The 15,706-nt window shown below is 66.3% G+C and carries 20 protein-coding genes; 9 read left to right on the forward strand and 11 right to left on the reverse strand.

The features are described 5' to 3' along the window. Positions 1 to 18 precede the first annotated feature (18 nt). From B9N75_RS08830 to coxB, 5 genes are all read right to left on the reverse strand, one after another. Positions 19 to 573: a cytochrome c oxidase assembly protein gene (locus B9N75_RS08830; protein WP_085218459.1), complete on the reverse strand. Its 555-nt coding sequence runs from the start codon at positions 571 to 573 to the stop codon at positions 19 to 21. Beyond that, positions 570 to 740, reverse strand: coding sequence for a hypothetical protein (locus tag B9N75_RS14000; protein WP_157123759.1), 171 nt, complete (start codon positions 738 to 740; stop codon positions 570 to 572). The genes B9N75_RS08830 and B9N75_RS14000 overlap by 4 nt, the downstream gene beginning before the upstream one ends. Next, positions 737 to 1,648 (reverse strand): heme o synthase, encoded by a 912-nt coding sequence (locus B9N75_RS08835; protein WP_085218460.1) that lies wholly within the window; start codon positions 1,646 to 1,648, stop codon positions 737 to 739. Before B9N75_RS08835 ends, B9N75_RS14000 begins: the two co-directional genes overlap by 4 nt. Before the next feature lie 66 nt (positions 1,649 to 1,714). Further along, complete coding sequence (gene ctaD, locus B9N75_RS08840) at positions 1,715 to 3,400, reverse strand: cytochrome c oxidase subunit I (protein ID WP_085218461.1); 1,686 nt, start codon at positions 3,398 to 3,400, stop codon at positions 1,715 to 1,717. Beyond that, a complete protein-coding gene (gene coxB / locus B9N75_RS08845; protein WP_085218462.1) occupies positions 3,397 to 4,554 on the reverse strand; it encodes a cytochrome c oxidase subunit II in 1,158 nt (385 codons plus the stop codon). Before coxB ends, ctaD begins: the two co-directional genes overlap by 4 nt. A gap of 183 nt (positions 4,555 to 4,737) precedes the next feature. Between coxB and pyrE the strand changes: the two genes are divergently transcribed. From pyrE to B9N75_RS08870, 5 genes are read left to right on the forward strand one after another with little or no spacing between them, the layout of a single operon-like run. After that, entirely contained in the window at positions 4,738 to 5,319 is a 582-nt protein-coding gene (gene pyrE / locus B9N75_RS08850; protein ID WP_085218463.1) for an orotate phosphoribosyltransferase, read from the forward strand. Continuing rightward, entirely contained in the window at positions 5,320 to 6,048 is a 729-nt protein-coding gene (locus tag B9N75_RS08855) for a pyridoxine 5'-phosphate synthase (protein WP_085218464.1), read from the forward strand. A 4-nt stretch (positions 6,049 to 6,052) separates the two neighbouring features. Further along, positions 6,053 to 6,469 carry a holo-ACP synthase gene (acpS, locus tag B9N75_RS08860; RefSeq protein ID WP_085218465.1) on the forward strand — a complete coding sequence of 139 codons (417 nt, stop codon included), beginning with the start codon at positions 6,053 to 6,055 and terminating at the stop codon, positions 6,467 to 6,469. A 23-nt stretch (positions 6,470 to 6,492) separates the two neighbouring features. Continuing rightward, on the forward strand, positions 6,493 to 7,398 hold the full coding sequence (gene lepB / locus B9N75_RS08865) for a signal peptidase I (protein WP_085219512.1): 906 nt from the start codon (positions 6,493 to 6,495) through the stop codon (positions 7,396 to 7,398). Continuing rightward, complete coding sequence (locus tag B9N75_RS08870; protein ID WP_085218466.1) at positions 7,395 to 8,465, forward strand: AI-2E family transporter; 1,071 nt, start codon at positions 7,395 to 7,397, stop codon at positions 8,463 to 8,465. The genes lepB and B9N75_RS08870 overlap by 4 nt, the downstream gene beginning before the upstream one ends. Before the next feature lie 99 nt (positions 8,466 to 8,564). Here B9N75_RS08870 and B9N75_RS08875 read toward each other — a convergent pair whose 3' ends face one another. The 3 genes from B9N75_RS08875 to B9N75_RS08885 all read right to left on the reverse strand — a co-directional run bounded on the left by B9N75_RS08875 (position 8,565) and on the right by B9N75_RS08885 (position 10,442). Continuing rightward, positions 8,565 to 9,119: an FKBP-type peptidyl-prolyl cis-trans isomerase gene (locus tag B9N75_RS08875; protein WP_072046777.1), complete on the reverse strand. Its 555-nt coding sequence runs from the start codon at positions 9,117 to 9,119 to the stop codon at positions 8,565 to 8,567. A 100-nt stretch (positions 9,120 to 9,219) separates the two neighbouring features. Continuing rightward, positions 9,220 to 9,426 (reverse strand): 30S ribosomal protein S21, encoded by a 207-nt coding sequence (rpsU, locus tag B9N75_RS08880; RefSeq protein WP_010126124.1) that lies wholly within the window; start codon positions 9,424 to 9,426, stop codon positions 9,220 to 9,222. Positions 9,427 to 9,626: 200 nt separating this feature from the next. Next, positions 9,627 to 10,442, reverse strand: a complete 816-nt coding sequence (locus B9N75_RS08885) for an enoyl-CoA hydratase-related protein (protein WP_085218467.1) — start codon at positions 10,440 to 10,442, stop codon at positions 9,627 to 9,629. Between the two features lie 28 nt (positions 10,443 to 10,470). Between B9N75_RS08885 and B9N75_RS08890 the strand changes: the two genes are divergently transcribed. Then, the gene (locus B9N75_RS08890; protein WP_085218468.1) at positions 10,471 to 11,013 is read left to right on the forward strand and encodes a (2Fe-2S)-binding protein; all 543 of its coding nucleotides are present in this window, start codon (positions 10,471 to 10,473) and stop codon (positions 11,011 to 11,013) included. Here B9N75_RS08890 and B9N75_RS08895 read toward each other — a convergent pair. Beyond that, entirely contained in the window at positions 11,010 to 11,582 is a 573-nt protein-coding gene (locus B9N75_RS08895; RefSeq protein ID WP_085218469.1) for a hypothetical protein, read from the reverse strand. The two genes, B9N75_RS08890 and B9N75_RS08895, sit on opposite strands and share 4 nt — an antisense overlap. Positions 11,583 to 11,631: 49 nt before the next feature. After that, positions 11,632 to 12,264, reverse strand: a complete 633-nt coding sequence (gene gmk / locus B9N75_RS08900; RefSeq protein WP_085218470.1) for a guanylate kinase — start codon at positions 12,262 to 12,264, stop codon at positions 11,632 to 11,634. A 50-nt stretch (positions 12,265 to 12,314) separates the two neighbouring features. Between gmk and B9N75_RS08905 the strand changes: the two genes are divergently transcribed. Further along, on the forward strand, positions 12,315 to 12,812 hold the full coding sequence (locus B9N75_RS08905) for a YybH family protein (RefSeq protein WP_085218471.1): 498 nt from the start codon (positions 12,315 to 12,317) through the stop codon (positions 12,810 to 12,812). A gap of 3 nt (positions 12,813 to 12,815) precedes the next feature. Here the strand turns inward: B9N75_RS08905 and B9N75_RS08910 are convergent, their stop codons facing one another. Further along, positions 12,816 to 14,273, reverse strand: a complete 1,458-nt coding sequence (locus B9N75_RS08910; RefSeq protein ID WP_085218472.1) for a sigma-54-dependent transcriptional regulator — start codon at positions 14,271 to 14,273, stop codon at positions 12,816 to 12,818. A gap of 142 nt (positions 14,274 to 14,415) precedes the next feature. Here B9N75_RS08910 and B9N75_RS08915 point away from each other — a divergent pair, with 142 nt between their 5' ends. Together B9N75_RS08915 and B9N75_RS08920 are read left to right on the forward strand one after the other, a co-directional pair. After that, positions 14,416 to 14,553 carry an aa3-type cytochrome c oxidase subunit IV gene (locus B9N75_RS08915; protein WP_082068401.1) on the forward strand — a complete coding sequence of 46 codons (138 nt, stop codon included), beginning with the start codon at positions 14,416 to 14,418 and terminating at the stop codon, positions 14,551 to 14,553. Positions 14,554 to 14,570: 17 nt separating this feature from the next. After that, complete coding sequence (locus B9N75_RS08920; protein WP_085218473.1) at positions 14,571 to 15,701, forward strand: Re/Si-specific NAD(P)(+) transhydrogenase subunit alpha; 1,131 nt, start codon at positions 14,571 to 14,573, stop codon at positions 15,699 to 15,701. The last annotated feature ends 5 nt before the right edge of the window (positions 15,702 to 15,706 follow it).

A 15,706-nucleotide genomic window follows, 5' to 3' on the forward strand; every position in this document is an offset into this window, starting at 1 on the left:
ACGGTGTTGGTAGCTGCCTTAGCTTTGCTTGTCCGCCGAATCCACGGGGTAAAATGTGTAGGAAAGCGTGATCTCGCTGATCTTGCTGGCGTCCGGATCGTCGAGGATTTTGGGATCGACGTAATAGACCACCGGCATTCGGATCGACTGGCCCGGCTGCAGCGTCTGCTCGGTGAAGCAGAAGCATTGGATCTTGGCGAAATATTGCCCGGCTTGGACCGGCGTCACGTTGAAGGTCGCGGTGCCGGTGAACGGCTTGTCGGACAGATTCTTGGCCTCGTAGAAGGCCATCTTGCGGGCGCCAATCGCCGCGCGCTCGATATGCTGCTCGGGCAGGAAGCTCCACGGTAGCGCGCTGTTGGTGTTGGCATCGAAGCGGACGTTGATGATCTTGCCGACCACCTCGCCCGGCGCATCCGTGCCGACACGCATCTGCGTGGTGCCGCCGAAGCCCGTCACCTGGCAGAACAGGCGGTAGAGCGGCACGCTCGCGAAGGCGAGGCCGACCATGCCGATCGCAACCAGCGCCATGATCCGCGCCGTGCGGCCGTTCTTCTGGGCAAGGGTCGTCATCCGGTGATCGCCATCTTCGCTATGCTGATGAAATAGAGGAGGATCACGAACGCGCCGAGCAGCAGCGCCATCACCAAGGCGCGGCTGCGCTGGCGGCGACGCACGTCGGTGTCGGCGATTTCGGGGTCCGCTTCGGGCGGATCGAGGCGCGGATCGAGCGGCTTCATGCGAGCAGCCAGTGGTCGGCGACCAGCGCGCCGAAGACTGCGAACAGATAGACGATCGAGAAAGCGAACAGCTTCTTCTCCGGCCCCATCTCCGCAGGTTCGGTCGCTCGGTTGGCGAGGACGCGGAGCGAAAGCGCCAAGAAGATGATGCTGAGCGCGCTCGCGGTGATGCCGTAGAGCCAGCCGGTGAGGCCAAGCGGCCAGGGCGCGACCGCGGCGACGCCCATCGGCAGCGTGTAGAGCGCGATCTGCTGCCGGGTGACGCGATGGCCCGAGACGACCGGCAGCATCGGCACGCCGGCCGCGGCATAGTCCGAGCGGACGAACAGCGACAACGCCCAGAAATGGGGCGGCGTCCACAGGAAGATGAGCGTGAAGAGCAGCAGGGGCAGCAGCGTCACGTCGCCGGTGGCCGCAGCCCAGCCGATCAGCGGCGGAAAGGCGCCTGCGGCGCCACCGATGACGATATTCTGCGGCGTCCGGCGTTTCAGCCAAATCGTGTAGATGACGACGTAGAAGAGGATCGAGCCCGCAAGCACCGCACCGGCGAGCCAGTTAAGCGCGAGACCCATCAGCAGCACCGAGAATGCGCCAAGGCCGACGCCGAAGTGAAGCGCAGCGGTGCGATCCATACGGCCGTCGGGCAGGGGGCGCTTTGCGGTCCGCTTCATCAGCGCATCGAGATCGGCCTCATACCATTGGTTGAGCGCCGCGGCGGCGCCCGCTGCAAGCGCGATGCAGAGGATCGCGGTAAAGCCGAGCACGGGCGGCAGCGTCACCGGCGCGGCGAGCAGGCCGCAGAGGCCGGTGAAGACCACCAGCGACATCACCCGCGGCTTGGTGAGCGCGACGAAATCCCGCCAGTCGGCAGGCAGCGCAAGATCGGTCTTGAGCACCGTGCTATTCATATCAACCACCGCCGGGGCCGGGTTGCCGGACGGCGCCCGGCCCCAAGCGGAACTCCTCTATCTGCCTCAATCGATGCGCGGCAGCTTCTCGAACTGGTGGAAGGGCGGCGGGCTCGACAGGGTCCATTCGAGCGTCGTCGCGCCTTCGCCCCAATAATTGTCCGGCGCCTTCTTGCCGGCCATCAGCGACCAGATGACGTTGACGAAGAAGAACAGCATGCCGAGCGCCATGATGCCGTAGCCCATGGTGGCGAGGTGGTTGTAGGCCGCGAAGGCGTCCGGATAATCCGGATAGCGCCGCGGCATACCGTCCAGCCCAAGGAAGTGCATCGGGAAGAACAGCACGTTCACGCCGATGAAGAATATCCAGAAATGAAGCTGGCCGAGCACCTCGTTGTACATCTTGCCGGTGATCTTGCCGAACCAGTAATACCAGCCGGCGAAGAGGCCGAACACGGCACCGAGCGAGAGCACATAGTGGAAGTGCGCGACGACATAGTAGGTGTCGTGCATGTAGTTATCGACGCCGCCGTTGGCGAGCACGACGCCCGTCACGCCGCCCACGGTGAACATGAAGATGAAGCCCAGCGACCACATCATCGGCGTCTGGAAGGTCATCGACCCGCCCCACATGGTGGCGATCCACGAGAAGATCTTGATGCCTGTGGGCACCGCAATCACCATCGTCGCCGCGGTGAAGTACATCTTGGTGTTCACGTCCATGCCGACGGTGAACATGTGGTGCGCCCACACGATGAAGCCGACCACGCCGATCGCGACCATGGCGTAGGCCATGCCGAGATAGCCGAACACCGGCTTGCGGCTGAACGTCGCCACGATCTGGCTGACGATGCCGAAGCCCGGCAGGATCATGATGTACACCTCCGGATGGCCGAAGAACCAGAAGAGGTGTTGGTAGAGGATCGGATCGCCGCCGCCTGCCGCATCAAAGAAGTGCGTGCCGAAGTTGCGGTCGGTGAGCAGCATGGTGATCGCACCCGCGAGCACCGGCAGCGCCAGCAACAGCAGGAAGGCGGTGACCAACACGGACCACACGAACAGCGGCATCTTGTGCAGCGTCATACCCGGCGCGCGCATGTTGAAGATGGTGGTGATGAAGTTGATCGCACCTAGGATCGACGAAGCGCCCGCCAAGTGGAGCGAGAGGATCGCCATGTCCACCGCCGGGCCGGTCGAGCCCGAGGTCGAGAGCGGCGCATAGACCGTCCAGCCGGTGCCCGCGCCATTGCCGACGCCTCCGGGCACGAAGGATGAGCCCAGGAGCAGCAGGAAAGCCGGGATCAGCAGCCAGAAGGAGATGTTGTTCATCCGCGGGAAGGCCATGTCCGGCGCGCCGATCATGATCGGCACGAACCAGTTGCCGAACCCGCCGATCATCGCCGGCATCACCATGAAGAAGACCATGATGAGGCCGTGCGCGGTGATCAGCACGTTCCAGAGGTGGAGCGAGGTGTCGAAATTCGCACCGTCGCCGCCCAGCATGCTCGTCCAGGCGCCCAGATACTGGATGCCGGGCGCGGCCAGCTCGGCGCGCATCAGGCCGGAGATGCCGCCGCCGATGATGCCCGCGACGATCGCGAAGATCAGATAGAGCGTGCCGATGTCCTTGTGGTTCGTGGACATGAACCAGCGCGCGAAGAAGCCGGGCTTGTGGTCCGCGTCATGATGGTGGTCATGCGCGTGGCCGTGCTCGAAGTGGACGGCGCCGGCGTTGGCAGTGGTGTCGGTCATTCGGAAACCCTCGGATTCGCGGTGGCGGCCTGGTCGACGGTCTCGCCGGCAGCGGCAACGTTGGAAACGGTGGTGGGGGCAGGGGCGGCTTCGCTGGCTTCGGCGGCACCGACGGTGGCCGGCGCGCCGCCGGTCTCGCCCGCGGTCGGCGCGGGCGCGGCGCCCGGCATCGTGCCGCCCTTCGAAGCGACCCAGGCGGCGAACTCCGCTGGCGGGACGACATCGACGGCGATGGGCATGTAGGCGTGGCGCGCGCCGCAGAGCTCGGAGCACTGGCCGTAATAGACGCCCGGGCGATCCACCTTGAACCAAGTCTCGTTGAGGCGGCCGGGCACCGCGTCGATCTTCGACCAGAAGGCCGGGACGGCGAAGGCGTGGATGACGTCGTTGGAGGTTACGATCAGCTTCACGACTGCGCCCGCGGGGACGACCATCCGCTCGTCGACGCCGAGAAGGCGGGGCTCGCCGCGCGCCTTGGCATCCTCTTCGGACAGCATGTTGGAGACGACCTCGAAGTCGCCGTTGTCGGGATATTGGTAGGTCCAATACCACTGGTTGCCCATCACCTTGACGGTGAGATCGGCTTTGGGCGGATCATATTGGTTGGCGAGCAGCTTGATCGAGGGGACCGCGATCACCACCAGGATGATGACCGGCACCAGCGTCCAGATCACTTCGATCAGCGTGTTGTGCGTGGTGCGCGAAGGCACCGGATTTGCGGCACGGCGATAGCGGATCGCCACCCAACCCATCAGCGCGAGCACGAACAGCGAGATGATCGTGATCACCGGCATCAGGATCACGTCATGGAACCAGGCGGCTTCCTCACCGATCGGCGTGAACTGATCCTGCAGGCCCATGCGGCCGTCGGGCTGGCCGATGCCTTCGACCGGACGGTTGGAGGAAACGAGCGGCGGCGCGGCCTCGGCGGCAGGCGTCGCGGCGGCTTCGCCGGCGTTCGGGCCGGAAACGTCCTGCGGCTGCGCGGGATTCGCCTGCGATTGCGCGCTGATCGCGTCGGTCGCGGCGGGCATCTTCGGTTCCGCGGGCAGCGCCTGCTTCGGCTGCGCGGGCAGCGCTTCCTGCGCCAGGCCCGCGGCGGGCGTAAGGCCGAACGCAGCAGCGACGGCGAATATCTTCAGCAGATTGTTCATCTAGACCCCTCGAACCGCTTTCCTGCAAAGCGGGTGGATTCGGCCGCCCGGGCGGCGATCTGGCGCGCCTTATAGGCAGCACATCCCCGTGTCTCAAGGCTCGGGACGCATTTTGCGGAGCGCTTGCGGGAAGTCCCGTGCGGCTCTATGCGGCGGGCGCACCGGAACACCCTTGGAAAGACAATGGACGAAGACGAGATTCTGGCGGAATTCCGCGCTGCGGATGCGCTGCTGGAGGGGCATTTCATTCTATCGTCGGGCCTCCACAGTCCGCGCTATCTGCAATGCGCGCGGGTGCTGGCCGATCCGATGCGCGCCGCCCGCCTCGCCTCCGCGCTCGTCGCCTCGATGCCGCGCGACATCCGCGGCGCGATCGAGATCGTCGTCTCGCCGGCGATGGGCGGCATCATTGCGGGGCATGAGATGGGCCGCGCGCTTGGCGTCGAGGCGATCTTTGTCGAGCGGCCGACCGGCACGTTCGAGCTGCGCCGCGGTTTTCGGCTGAAGCCTGGCCAGAAGGTGCTGCTGATGGAAGATGTCGTCACCACCGGCCTTTCCTCGCGCGAAGCGATCGCGTCGGTCGAAAAGGCCGGGGGCGAGGTGATAGCGGCAGCGGCGCTGGTCGACCGGTCGGGTGGCGAGGCCGATCTCGGCGTGCCCTTCTTCCCGCTCATCCGGCTCGTCGTGCCGACCTACGAGGCTGATGCGCTGCCTTCGGAACTCGCGGCGCTGCCCGCCGAAAAGCCGGGGAGCCGCAAGGCTTAAGTGACCGGCCGCCTTCGCCTCGGGGTCAATATCGACCATGTCGCGACGATCCGGAACGCGCGCGGCGGCGCCTACCCCGATCCGATCCGCGCCGCGATCGTGGCGCAGGAGGCGGGTGCCGACGGCATCACCGCGCATCTCCGTGAAGATCGGCGCCACATCATCGACGAGGATATCGCGCATCTGATCGGCGCGATCGCGCTGCCGCTCAACATGGAGATGGCGGCGACCGAGGAGATGGTCGCGCTGGCGCTCAAGCACCGCCCCCACGCCGCCTGCATCGTGCCCGAGCGGCGCGAGGAGGTGACGACGGAAGGCGGACTGAACGCGGCGGGCCAGCACAATCATCTAAAGCCGCTGATCGCGCGGCTGGGCGATGCGGGCATCCGCGTCAGCCTGTTCATCGAACCCGATCCGCGGCAGATCGAGGCGGCGGTGCTGCTCGGCGCGCCGGTGGTAGAGTTCCACACCGGCCGTTACGCGCATCTCGAAGGGGAGGCGCAGCAGGCCGAGCTCCGCCGCCTCGCCGATGCCGCCGCGCTCGCTGCCAAGAACGGCATCGAGCCGCACGCCGGCCACGGCCTCACCTTCGACAATGTCGTCCCCGTCGCCGCGATCCCGCAGCTTGCCGAGCTCAACATCGGCCATTTCCTGATCGGCGAGGCGATCTTCACCGGGCTGGAAGCGAGCGTGAGACGGATGCGCGCGCTGATGGACGAGGCGCGGTGATCGGATGATCATCGGCATCGGCTCCGATCTCTGCAACATCGAGCGGATCCAGAATTCGCTCGACCGGTTCGGCGAGCGGTTCACCAATCGCGTCTTCACCGAAGTCGAACGCGCCAAGGCGGAATCGCGGCCGTTCACGCGGGCCGGCACCTACGCCAAGCGCTTCGCCGCCAAGGAGGCCTTTTCCAAGGCGGTCGGCACCGGCTTCAAGCGCGGCGTGTTCATGCGCGATATAGGCGTCGTCAACCAGAGGTCCGGCGCGCCGACGCTGGCGCTGACCGGCGGCGCGAAGGAGAGGCTTGACGCGATGACCCCGCCGGGCCACGCCGCGACGGTTCATTTGACAATGACGGACGATTTCCCCTTCGCGCAGGCGTTTGTCATCATTACATCCCATCCGATCGAAGGAGCATCAGGGTGAGCGCAAGCGACCCCGGCATCGCCATGAACGAAGCCAGCGACAAGCCCGTAGCGCCCGCCGCTCCCACCGACGTCGATTCCGCGCCTGCCGCCGCCATGCCCGCTAACAAGCAGGGCACCGACTGGTGGGGCGAGATCAAAGGCATCTTCTGGCTGGTGCTGGCGGTGCTCGCCTTCCACAGCTTCGTCGCCAAGCCTTTCTATATCCCAAGCGAATCGATGATGCCGACGCTGATCAAGGGCGATCGGCTGGTGGTCAGCAAATATCCCTACGGCTGGTCCTGGGTCTCGCCCTCGTTCCACGTCATGCCGCCGATGCCGGGCCGGGTTTTCGGTTCGGTACCCGAGCGCGGCGACATCGTGATCGTCACGCCGCGCGGCCAGAAGGCGGATTATATCAAGCGCGTGATCGGCCTGCCGGGGGACCGGCTGGAGATGATAGACGGCCAGATCATCCTCAACGGCGTGCCGGTGCAGCGCCAGGAGGAAGAGCCGATCATGATTCCGGTGGACGGCAACGTGCCCTGCCTTCCCGACGAGTTCGGTGATCAGCGCGTCGCGGGGCCTAACGGGCAGATCTTCTGCCGCCTTCCACGTTTCCGTGAGACGCTGCCTAACGGCAAATCCTACGACACGATCGACATGGGCTATTCGCAGGTTGACGATTTCGCGCCGATCCGCATTCCAGCAGGCCAGCTCTTCCTGATGGGCGACAATCGCGACAAGTCCGCCGACAGCCGCGTCGCGTCGGAGCGGCAGGGGCTTGGCGGTCCGGTGCCGATCGAGAATATCGGCGGCCGCGCTGAGTTCATCACCTTCTCGCTCGATGGCTCCTCGCAATATCTGAACCCGATCAGCTGGTTCACGGCGCTCCGCGGCGGCCGCGCCGGCGGGTCGCTCCATCCGCAACAAACGGCGCCCGCCGAATGACCGACGATCCCGGCCTCCATGTCGAAAAGCGGGGGCCGACGGAGATGCGCGATCCCGTCATTCGGGAGGAGCTGAAGCGCGCCTCCGTCTGGATCGGGCTGGCGCTCGCCGTCGCGGCGGTGATCTTCCTCGCCCAGCCGCTGCTGCTGGTGATCGGCGGGCTCGTCTTCGCCGCATTGCTCGACGGCGGCGTCCGGCTGCTTGGCCGGGTGCTGCCGATCGCGCGCGGTTGGCGATTGCTGATCGTATCGTTGTCCGCAGTCGCGGCGCTTGTGTGGGTGGTCTATTTCGCGGGCTATCAGATCGCGGCGCAGGCCGAGATGTTCCAGCGCGTCGTCACCGAACAGGCGAACCGCTGGCTGCAATGGGCGGGATCGTTCGGCTTCGTGCCCGGGAACATCCAGGTGGATCAGGTCGCCGAGCAGCTTATGGGCTCGCTCGGCCGCCTGACGTCGGCGGTGGGCAGCCTGCTCGGCGCGCTCACCAGCCTGGTGATGATCATCGTTATCGGCCTGTTCGTCGCCGCCGAGCCGCGCCTTTACGAGCGTGGCATGGGCTGGATGGTACCGATACGCAGTCGCGAGCGGCTCTACCGCACGATCGATCGCATGGCTTTCACCCTGCGTCGGCTGATGGCTGGGCGCCTGCTCGGCATGGCGGTGGAAGGGATCGGCACCTGGCTGCTGCTGGCCCTCGGCGGTGTGCCGCTCGCAGCGCTACTCGGCATCCTCACCGGCCTGCTCGCCTTCCTGCCCAACATAGGCGCGATCATCTCCGGCGTGCTGATCATCCTCGTCGGCTTCTCGATGGGAGTCGAGACCGGGCTGTGGGCGATCGGCGTCTACGTCTTCGTCCAGGTGATCGACGGCTATCTCATAGTGCCTTATGTCGCGCGCAAGACAGTCGATCTCGCGCCTGCGCTGGTGCTGGCGGCGCAGCTCTTCTTCGGCGCGTTGTTCGGCATCCTCGGCCTCGCGCTCGCCGATCCGATCGTGGCGATGGTGAAGGCCGCGCTCCAGCAGAAGAGCGAGGAAGAGCAGGGCAAGGCCGGCGTCGCCGAGCCTTAATCCTGGACCTGTTCCCCGGCGAATGCCGGGGTCCAGCCGCAATAGTGTTGAACGACGAGACTGGGCCCCGGCGTTCGCCGGGGACCAGCGATGCTGCACTTACATCCCCGTCGGTGCGCCGGGCATGCCGAGCGCGGAAGCCGGGGCGACATCGACCAGCGTCACGTCAAAATCGAGCGGCGCGTTGGGCGGGATCGGGCCACCCGGCGTGCCGGTCGGGCCATAGGCGAGGTCGGACGGCACCCAGATGCGGTATTTTCCGCCCTTCTTCATGAGCTGCAGCGCCTCGGTCCAGCCGGGGATGATACCCGAGACCGGGAAGACCGCGGGCTGGTTGCCGTGCTGCTTACTGGCGTCGAACACGGTGCCGTCGAGCAGGCGGCCTTCATATTCGACCATCACGATGTCGTTGGGGCCGGGGGAAGGGCCGGTGCCTTCCTCGATCGTCTCGATCTGGACGCCGGTCGGCGTGGTGACGACGCCGCTGCGCTTGCCGTTCTTGGCGAAGAAGGTGGCGGGATCGGTGTTCACCTGTGCCTCGGTGCCGACATAAGCGAGCGCCGCCGCACCCAGGCTCAGCGCGCCGACTGCGATCCAGAGCTTGGCGACGGAGCCCTTGCGAAGCGGGCGGATCGGAACGGCGGTGACGGACATGGCTACCTCGCAGGCGCGCGCATTGGCGCGAAGGTCAAACAAGAAGGGCGGCGAAGATATCGCCGCCCCCTCGGGTCATTGCAATGACGGATTTTTGCGCTCAGCGCACGCCGTCGCGCTCGGCGCGCTTGCGCTCGAGCTTGCGAGCGCGGCGGATCGCGGCGGCGCGCTCACGGGCGCGCTTTTCCGACGGCTTCTCGTAATGACGCCGCAGCTTCATCTCGCGGTAGACGCCTTCGCGCTGGAGCTTCTTCTTGAGCGCGCGCAGCGCCTGATCGACATTATTGTCGCGAACGATGATCTGCATAAGCGGTCGTCACTCTCCGTCTGGCCGTCCCGGCCGTCTAAACCAACAGGCATCGAAAAAGCCGATCCCGCACCCCAGATGCGGATGCGCCCGACGGGCTTTCGATACCACAAAAGAGATTTCGCCGCGAGGCAATGCCCCGCCACGTTGCCGGCCCGTTAGCAGCGGGAAGCCTGCGTTTCAAGCGCGAAGGCGGCGTTTCAGTCCTCTAGCGGGGCGAAGTGCGCATCCTGTTTGGCGAGGCGCGCTTGCACCGCGGCCATCAGATCGGGGGCGGCGAGCGCGCTGGCATTCCAGAGGGCGACATGGCCGAGGCCCTCCGCCACCGTGCGGCCGCGGCTGTAGTTGAGCGACAGCTTGGCGCCCGTCACCGCGACCGGGGATTTGGCGGCGATGGCGCGCGCCATTTCCAGTCCTGCGGCGATCGCCGCGTCGCGATCCGCAGCGATTCGGTTGACGAGGCCAGTGCTTGCCGCCTCCTCGGCGTCCATCCTGCGTCCAGTAAAGACCAGCTCGCGTACCAGTCCGTCGGGCAGCAGGTGGATGAGGCGCTGGAGCGTGCCGAGATCGGCGGTGATCGCGACATCGACCTCGGCGACCTGGAAATAGGCGTCGGCACTGCAGATCCGGATGTCGCAGGCGGTCGCGAGATCGACGCCGGCGCCGACGCAGCCGCCGTGGATCGCCGCGATCACAGGCGCGCGCGCCTCCTCCAGCGCGGTGAAGCAATCCTGTAGCCAGCGGATATGCCGCAGCCGCGCTTCTCCCGCGCGGGCATGATCCTCACTCGGGGTGAACTGCGAAGCGGCATAGTGCAGGTCGATCCCCGCGGTGAAATGCTTGCCCTGGCCGGAAAGGAGGATCGCGCGGACCTTCCCGTCGGTGCCGAGCGTACGGAACATCTCGCCGATCGCGCCGAACATGGCGCCGTCCATTGCGTTCATCTTGTCGGGCCGCGCCAGCTCGACATGCGCCACGCCATCCTCGACCGTCAGTGCGATCCTGCCGCTTTCCATCGCCGCGTCCTTCCCGCTAGATAGGTGCATGTCGCGCTTTACCGTGAACGGCCAGCCGGTCCACTATCGCATGGATGCAAAGACGCCGCTCCTCTGGGCGCTGCGCGACGCATCCAACCTCACGGGCACCAAATATGGCTGCGGTACCGGCCATTGTGGCGCGTGCACGGTGCATGTAGACGGCCGCGCAGTGCGGAGCTGCATGGTGACGATCGAGGAGCTGGAGGGCAGCTTCGTCACCACCATCGAGGGCCTGTCACGCGATCGCTCGCATCCCGTCCAGCAGGCGTGGGTGGCGGAGAGCGTGCCGCAATGCGGTTTCTGCCAGTCCGGCATGATCATGGCCGCTGCCGCGCTGCTCGAGAAGAACGAGCGGCCGACCGACGCGGATATCGAGCGGGCGATGACCAACATCTGCCGTTGCGGCACCTATTCCCGCGTGCGCGAGGCGATCCGCCGCGCCGGCCGGATGCAGCGCGGCGAGGAAGCGACCACTGCCGCGCCGCCACCGGGCGTCGATCCCAGGGACGCCGCCCGCGATGTGCCGGCGCTGAAGGTCGACCGCCCCTAAGGCGTAACGACCGCCGGGCGCGGCAGGAACCAGCGCGCCAGCACCAGCCCGCCCGCGATCAGCGCCGCGGCATCGGCGATGAACAGATAGGTGAAATGGCCCCAGTCGTGGTGATACCAGATGGGCTCGCCGAGATGCATGTAGGCGGAAGCGCCGAGTGCAAATAGAATTACGATCCGCGCTCGCGTCCCGAAATCGCCGATCCGCTCGCCGGCTGCGGCTAGCGCCAGACCGATCAGCAGCATCGCGACATAATCGAGGACCAGCCCACCGATCATCGCGCCGGTGTCTGCTGTTGGGAAGCCGCCGCTATTATAATGTACAGTCGCGATCGGCCCCTGGCCGTACATTACGGTCTGGGCCTGTGTGTTGTCGGAAGGAATCCGGTAGGTCCCGGTTTCAGGCAGGTTCGCCGCAAGCGACTGTTGGAGCGCCGCGGCGTTGGGATCGGCAAGCGATTTGACGTGCAGGCCCTTGAGCGGCGTTGCAAAGAAGATGAACCCGACGACGAAGACCACGATTGCCGCCGCAGCAGCTCCGAAGATGACCTTGCCGATCTGCTTACCCATGTTAGCCTCCCACTCTGTCAGCCGCTGAACGCGGCGGGAGGCATTCGGTTCAGCCGATCAGCCCTCGCACGAAATCGGTGAGGCCAATCCGCCGCGACGCCTTGAGCCGCTCCGCCTCCAATATCGTATGCACGCGGCGGAGGCACGCGTCTGCATTGTCGTTGACCAGCACATAATCATATTCGGCCCAGTGGCTGATCTCCGCCGCCGCGCGCTCCATGCGCCCACGGATCACATCCTCGCTGTCGGTCCCCCGGCTAGTCAGGCGCCGTTCGAGCTCGGCCATCGATGGCGGCAACAGGAAGACGCGGACGATGTCGGGGTCGATCTGCTTCAACTGCTGCGTGCCCTGCCAGTCGATGTCGAGCAGCACGTCGCAGCCGTTCTCGATCGATCGCACCACCTCGTTGCGCAACGTCCCGTAGCGGCGGCCGAAGACGTGCGCCCATTCGAGGAACGAGTCGGTCTCCAGCATCCGGTCAAACTCTTCGTCCGTCACGAAATGATAGTCGCGGCCCGACACTTCGCCCTCCCGCGCAGGGCGCGTCGTCGCGCTCACCGACATGGCGATCTGCGTGTCGGCGGCAAGCAGCATCCGGGCGATGGTGGACTTGCCCGCGCCGCTGGGCGAAGACAGGACGAACAGCAGGCCGCGGCGCTTGGGAGACGGGGAATCACTCATTCCGCCCGTTCGCCGAAAGCGGCGCCGCCGGTCAAGCTCGGAGGTCGGCCATGAAGCATATCGCGATCGCATTGACGGGGCTGGCGTTGCTCGCCGCCTGCAACCAGGATCCCGGCGCGCCGACGGGCAAGACGGCGGAAACAAAGGCGACGGCGTGCGATTTCGATTGCACGCTAAACCGCCACATCCGCGCCATCCAGAAGCACGATTTCGCCGCCTTCGCGCCGACCATCACCGATCGGCAAGAGGTGGACCTCATCTTCCCCGATGGCACGCTCGTCCAGGGCCGCGACGCTTATATGAAGACACTGAAGGAGTTCTTGGACGGCGGCGGCTTCGATTTCCAGTACCGGCTTGTCCGCAAACAGGCAGGCGCCGACATGGGCTATGCGCTGCTCGACGTTACGCAGATGAACGAGGGCCAACCCGATCCGTCACGCTATTATCTGCTGCTCGTCTTTGCGCTGCAGGACGGAAGCTGGCGGCTGGTGCACGACCAGAACACGCGGCTGCCGCCGGTCGACGCGTCGGCCGGCGAGGGCGCCTGAGCGTCAGGCGGCGTCGCTGATGCCGAGCTCGCCGAGCTTGCGGTAGAGCGTCGAGCGGCCGATCCCCAGCCGTCGCGCGACTTCGGTCATCCGGCCGCGATAATGGCCGATCGCGAGGCGGATGACGTCCGCCTCGATCTCCTCCAGCGGACGCATATGCCCATCGGCGCTGTAAAGGGTGATGCCCGGCGCATGCTCGAGCGCGGCATTCTGCGATGCGCCGGCGAGGCCTGCCGAATGGAAATCGCTCGCGCGGCGTTTGAACTGAGATTCCTGCGCGATTTGCGGGAAATCGGCTGAGGTGAGCGCATTGCCCTCGCACAGCACGGCGGCGCGGAAGAGCGCGTTCTGGAGCTGCCGGACGTTCCCCGGCCAGCCGTATTTGAGCAGCACTTCCAGCGCGTCGTCGGTGATCGAGAGGTGGCGCATCCCCGGCTGCTCGGCGATCCGCGCGAGCAGGTGGCGGGCCAGCATCGGGATGTCGCTCGCCCGGTCGCGGAGCGGCGGGATGTCGCAATGGACGACGTTGAGCCGGTAGTAGAGATCCTCGCGGAAACGGCCCGCGGCGACCTCTTCCTTCAGCTTGCGGTTGGTGGCGGCGATGATGCGGACGTCGACGATGTGGACGATCCGGCTGCCGAGCCGCTGGACCTCACCGGTTTCGAGCACGCGGAGCAGCTTGACCTGGGTGTCGAGCGGCAGCTCGCCGATCTCGTCGAGGAACAGCGTCGATCCGTCGGCATCCTCGAACCGGCCGATATGGCGGTCGAACGCGCCGGTGAAGGCGCCTTTCTCGTGCCCGAACAGCACCGATTCGACGAGATTGGCGGGGATCGCGCCACAATTGACGGTGATCATCGGCTTGCGGCCGCGCGGCGATGCCGTGTGGATCGCTTGCGCGATGACTTCCTTGCCCGATCCGCTTTCGCCCTCGACCAGCACCGAGACGCGCGCGCGCGCCGCTTTCGCCGCGACCGCGAGCGCGGCGCGGAACTTGGGGGCAGAGCCGATGATCTCGTCGAAGGCGAGCGGCTTGGAGATCTTTTCGGAAAGCGGGCGCAGTTCGCGGCCCGTCCGCCGCCGGTCGGTCGCGATGTTGAGCGCGCTGATCAACCGGTCAGGCGCGATCGGCTTCACCAGGAAATCGTTTGCCCCGGCGCGCATCGCATCGACCGCGACGGCGACCGAGGTCTGCGCGGTCATCACGAGGAGCGGCAGTTCGGGGCGGAGCACGCGCAGGCTCCGGATCGCTTCGTCGCCTTCCTCGCCCTCCAGGAAATGGTCGAGAAGAATCGCCTCGATTTCGCGGCCTTCTTCCGACTGGAGGAGGAGGGTCGCCGCCTCGATGTCGGGCGCGCCCATCACCCACCAGCCGGCGCGGGCGCAAATCGCGGTCACGAGCCGGCGCTGGGCGGGCTCGTCGTCGATCAGCAGCAGGCAACGGGTGGCGTCGGGGCGCATCGCATTCCTTCCGTCGGTGTTCTCGAAGCTATGTACGCAGCGGCGGTAAAGGCGGACTTAAGCTTGCGGCACTTTCGGGCTTGGGGCGCGGGGCGGGGCTTGATAAGGATGCCCGGCATCGGAACACCGCAAAGAGGAAAAGATGGCGAACGAGGGCGATCACGGCATGGACATGCCGGCGCATGAGCGCAGCTACGAGCTGTTCTATGTGCTGATGAAATGGGGGACGATCATCAGCTTCGTGGTGGCGATGTTCGTGGTGTTCGTCCTGATCGCGTAGCAGAGGGGGTTGGGGGGATGAAGATCGCGGTCCTGAAGGAAACGTCCGAAGGGGAGCGCCGCGTCGCCGCGACCCCCGAGACGGTCAAGAAATATATCGCGCTGGGCGCCACCGTGTCTGTCGAGACGGGTGCAGGCGATGCCGCCGCGATCGCCGACGCCGATTATGCGGCGATGGGCGCCACCGTTGGCCCGCGCGCCGATGCGCTCAAGGACGCCGACGCGATCCTCGCGGTGCAGGGCCCGGATGCCGCCTCGATCGCCGGGGCCAAGCCCGGCGCTTATGTGATCGCCGCGCTCGATCCCTTTCGTCAGCGCGAGCGGATTGACGGCTATGCCTCCGCGGGCCTGTCGGCGCTGGCGATGGAGTTCATGCCCCGCATAACCCGCGCGCAGTCAATGGATATCCTTTCCTCGCAGTCGAACCTCTCAGGCTACAAGGCGGTGCTCGACGGCGCCGCCGAATATGGCCGCGCCTTTCCGATGATGATGACGGCGGCGGGCACCGTCTCCGCCGCGCGCGTGTTCGTGATGGGCGTCGGCGTGGCCGGTCTCCAGGCGATCGCGACCGCGCGGCGCCTCGGCGCGCAGGTCTCCGCCACCGACGTCCGCTCCGCGACCAAGGAGCAGATCGAGAGCCTCGGCGCCAAGGCAATCTTCGTCCAGGACGTGAAAGGCATCGAGGGCGAGGGCGCGGGCGGCTACGCCACCGAGATGTCGGACGAGTATAAGGCGGCGCAGGCCGCGCTCGTCTCCAGCCACATCGCCAAGCAGGATATCGTCATCACCACCGCGCTGATCCCCGGCCGCCCGGCGCCGCGGCTGATCTCGGACGCGCAGATCGCCTCGATGCGGCCGGGCAGCGTCATCGTCGATCTGGCGGTGGAGCAGGGCGGCAACGTCGAGGGCGCGGTCGCGGGGCAGGTGGTCGAGAGGCACGGCGTCAAGATCGTCGGCCACCGCAACGTGCCGTCGCGGCTGGCCTACGACGCGTCGGCGCTGTTCTCGCGGAACCTCTACAATTTCCTGAGCGCTTTCTGGGACAAGGAGAAAGCCGCGCCGGTGCTGCCCGAGGACGACGAGATCGTGAAGGGCATCACGCTGACGCGCGGCGGCAAGATCGTGCACGAGCGGCTGCTGGCCGCCTGACGGAG

It is taken from the genome of Allosphingosinicella indica (genome assembly GCF_900177405.1).
GTDB lineage: Bacteria > Pseudomonadota > Alphaproteobacteria > Sphingomonadales > Sphingomonadaceae > Allosphingosinicella > Allosphingosinicella indica.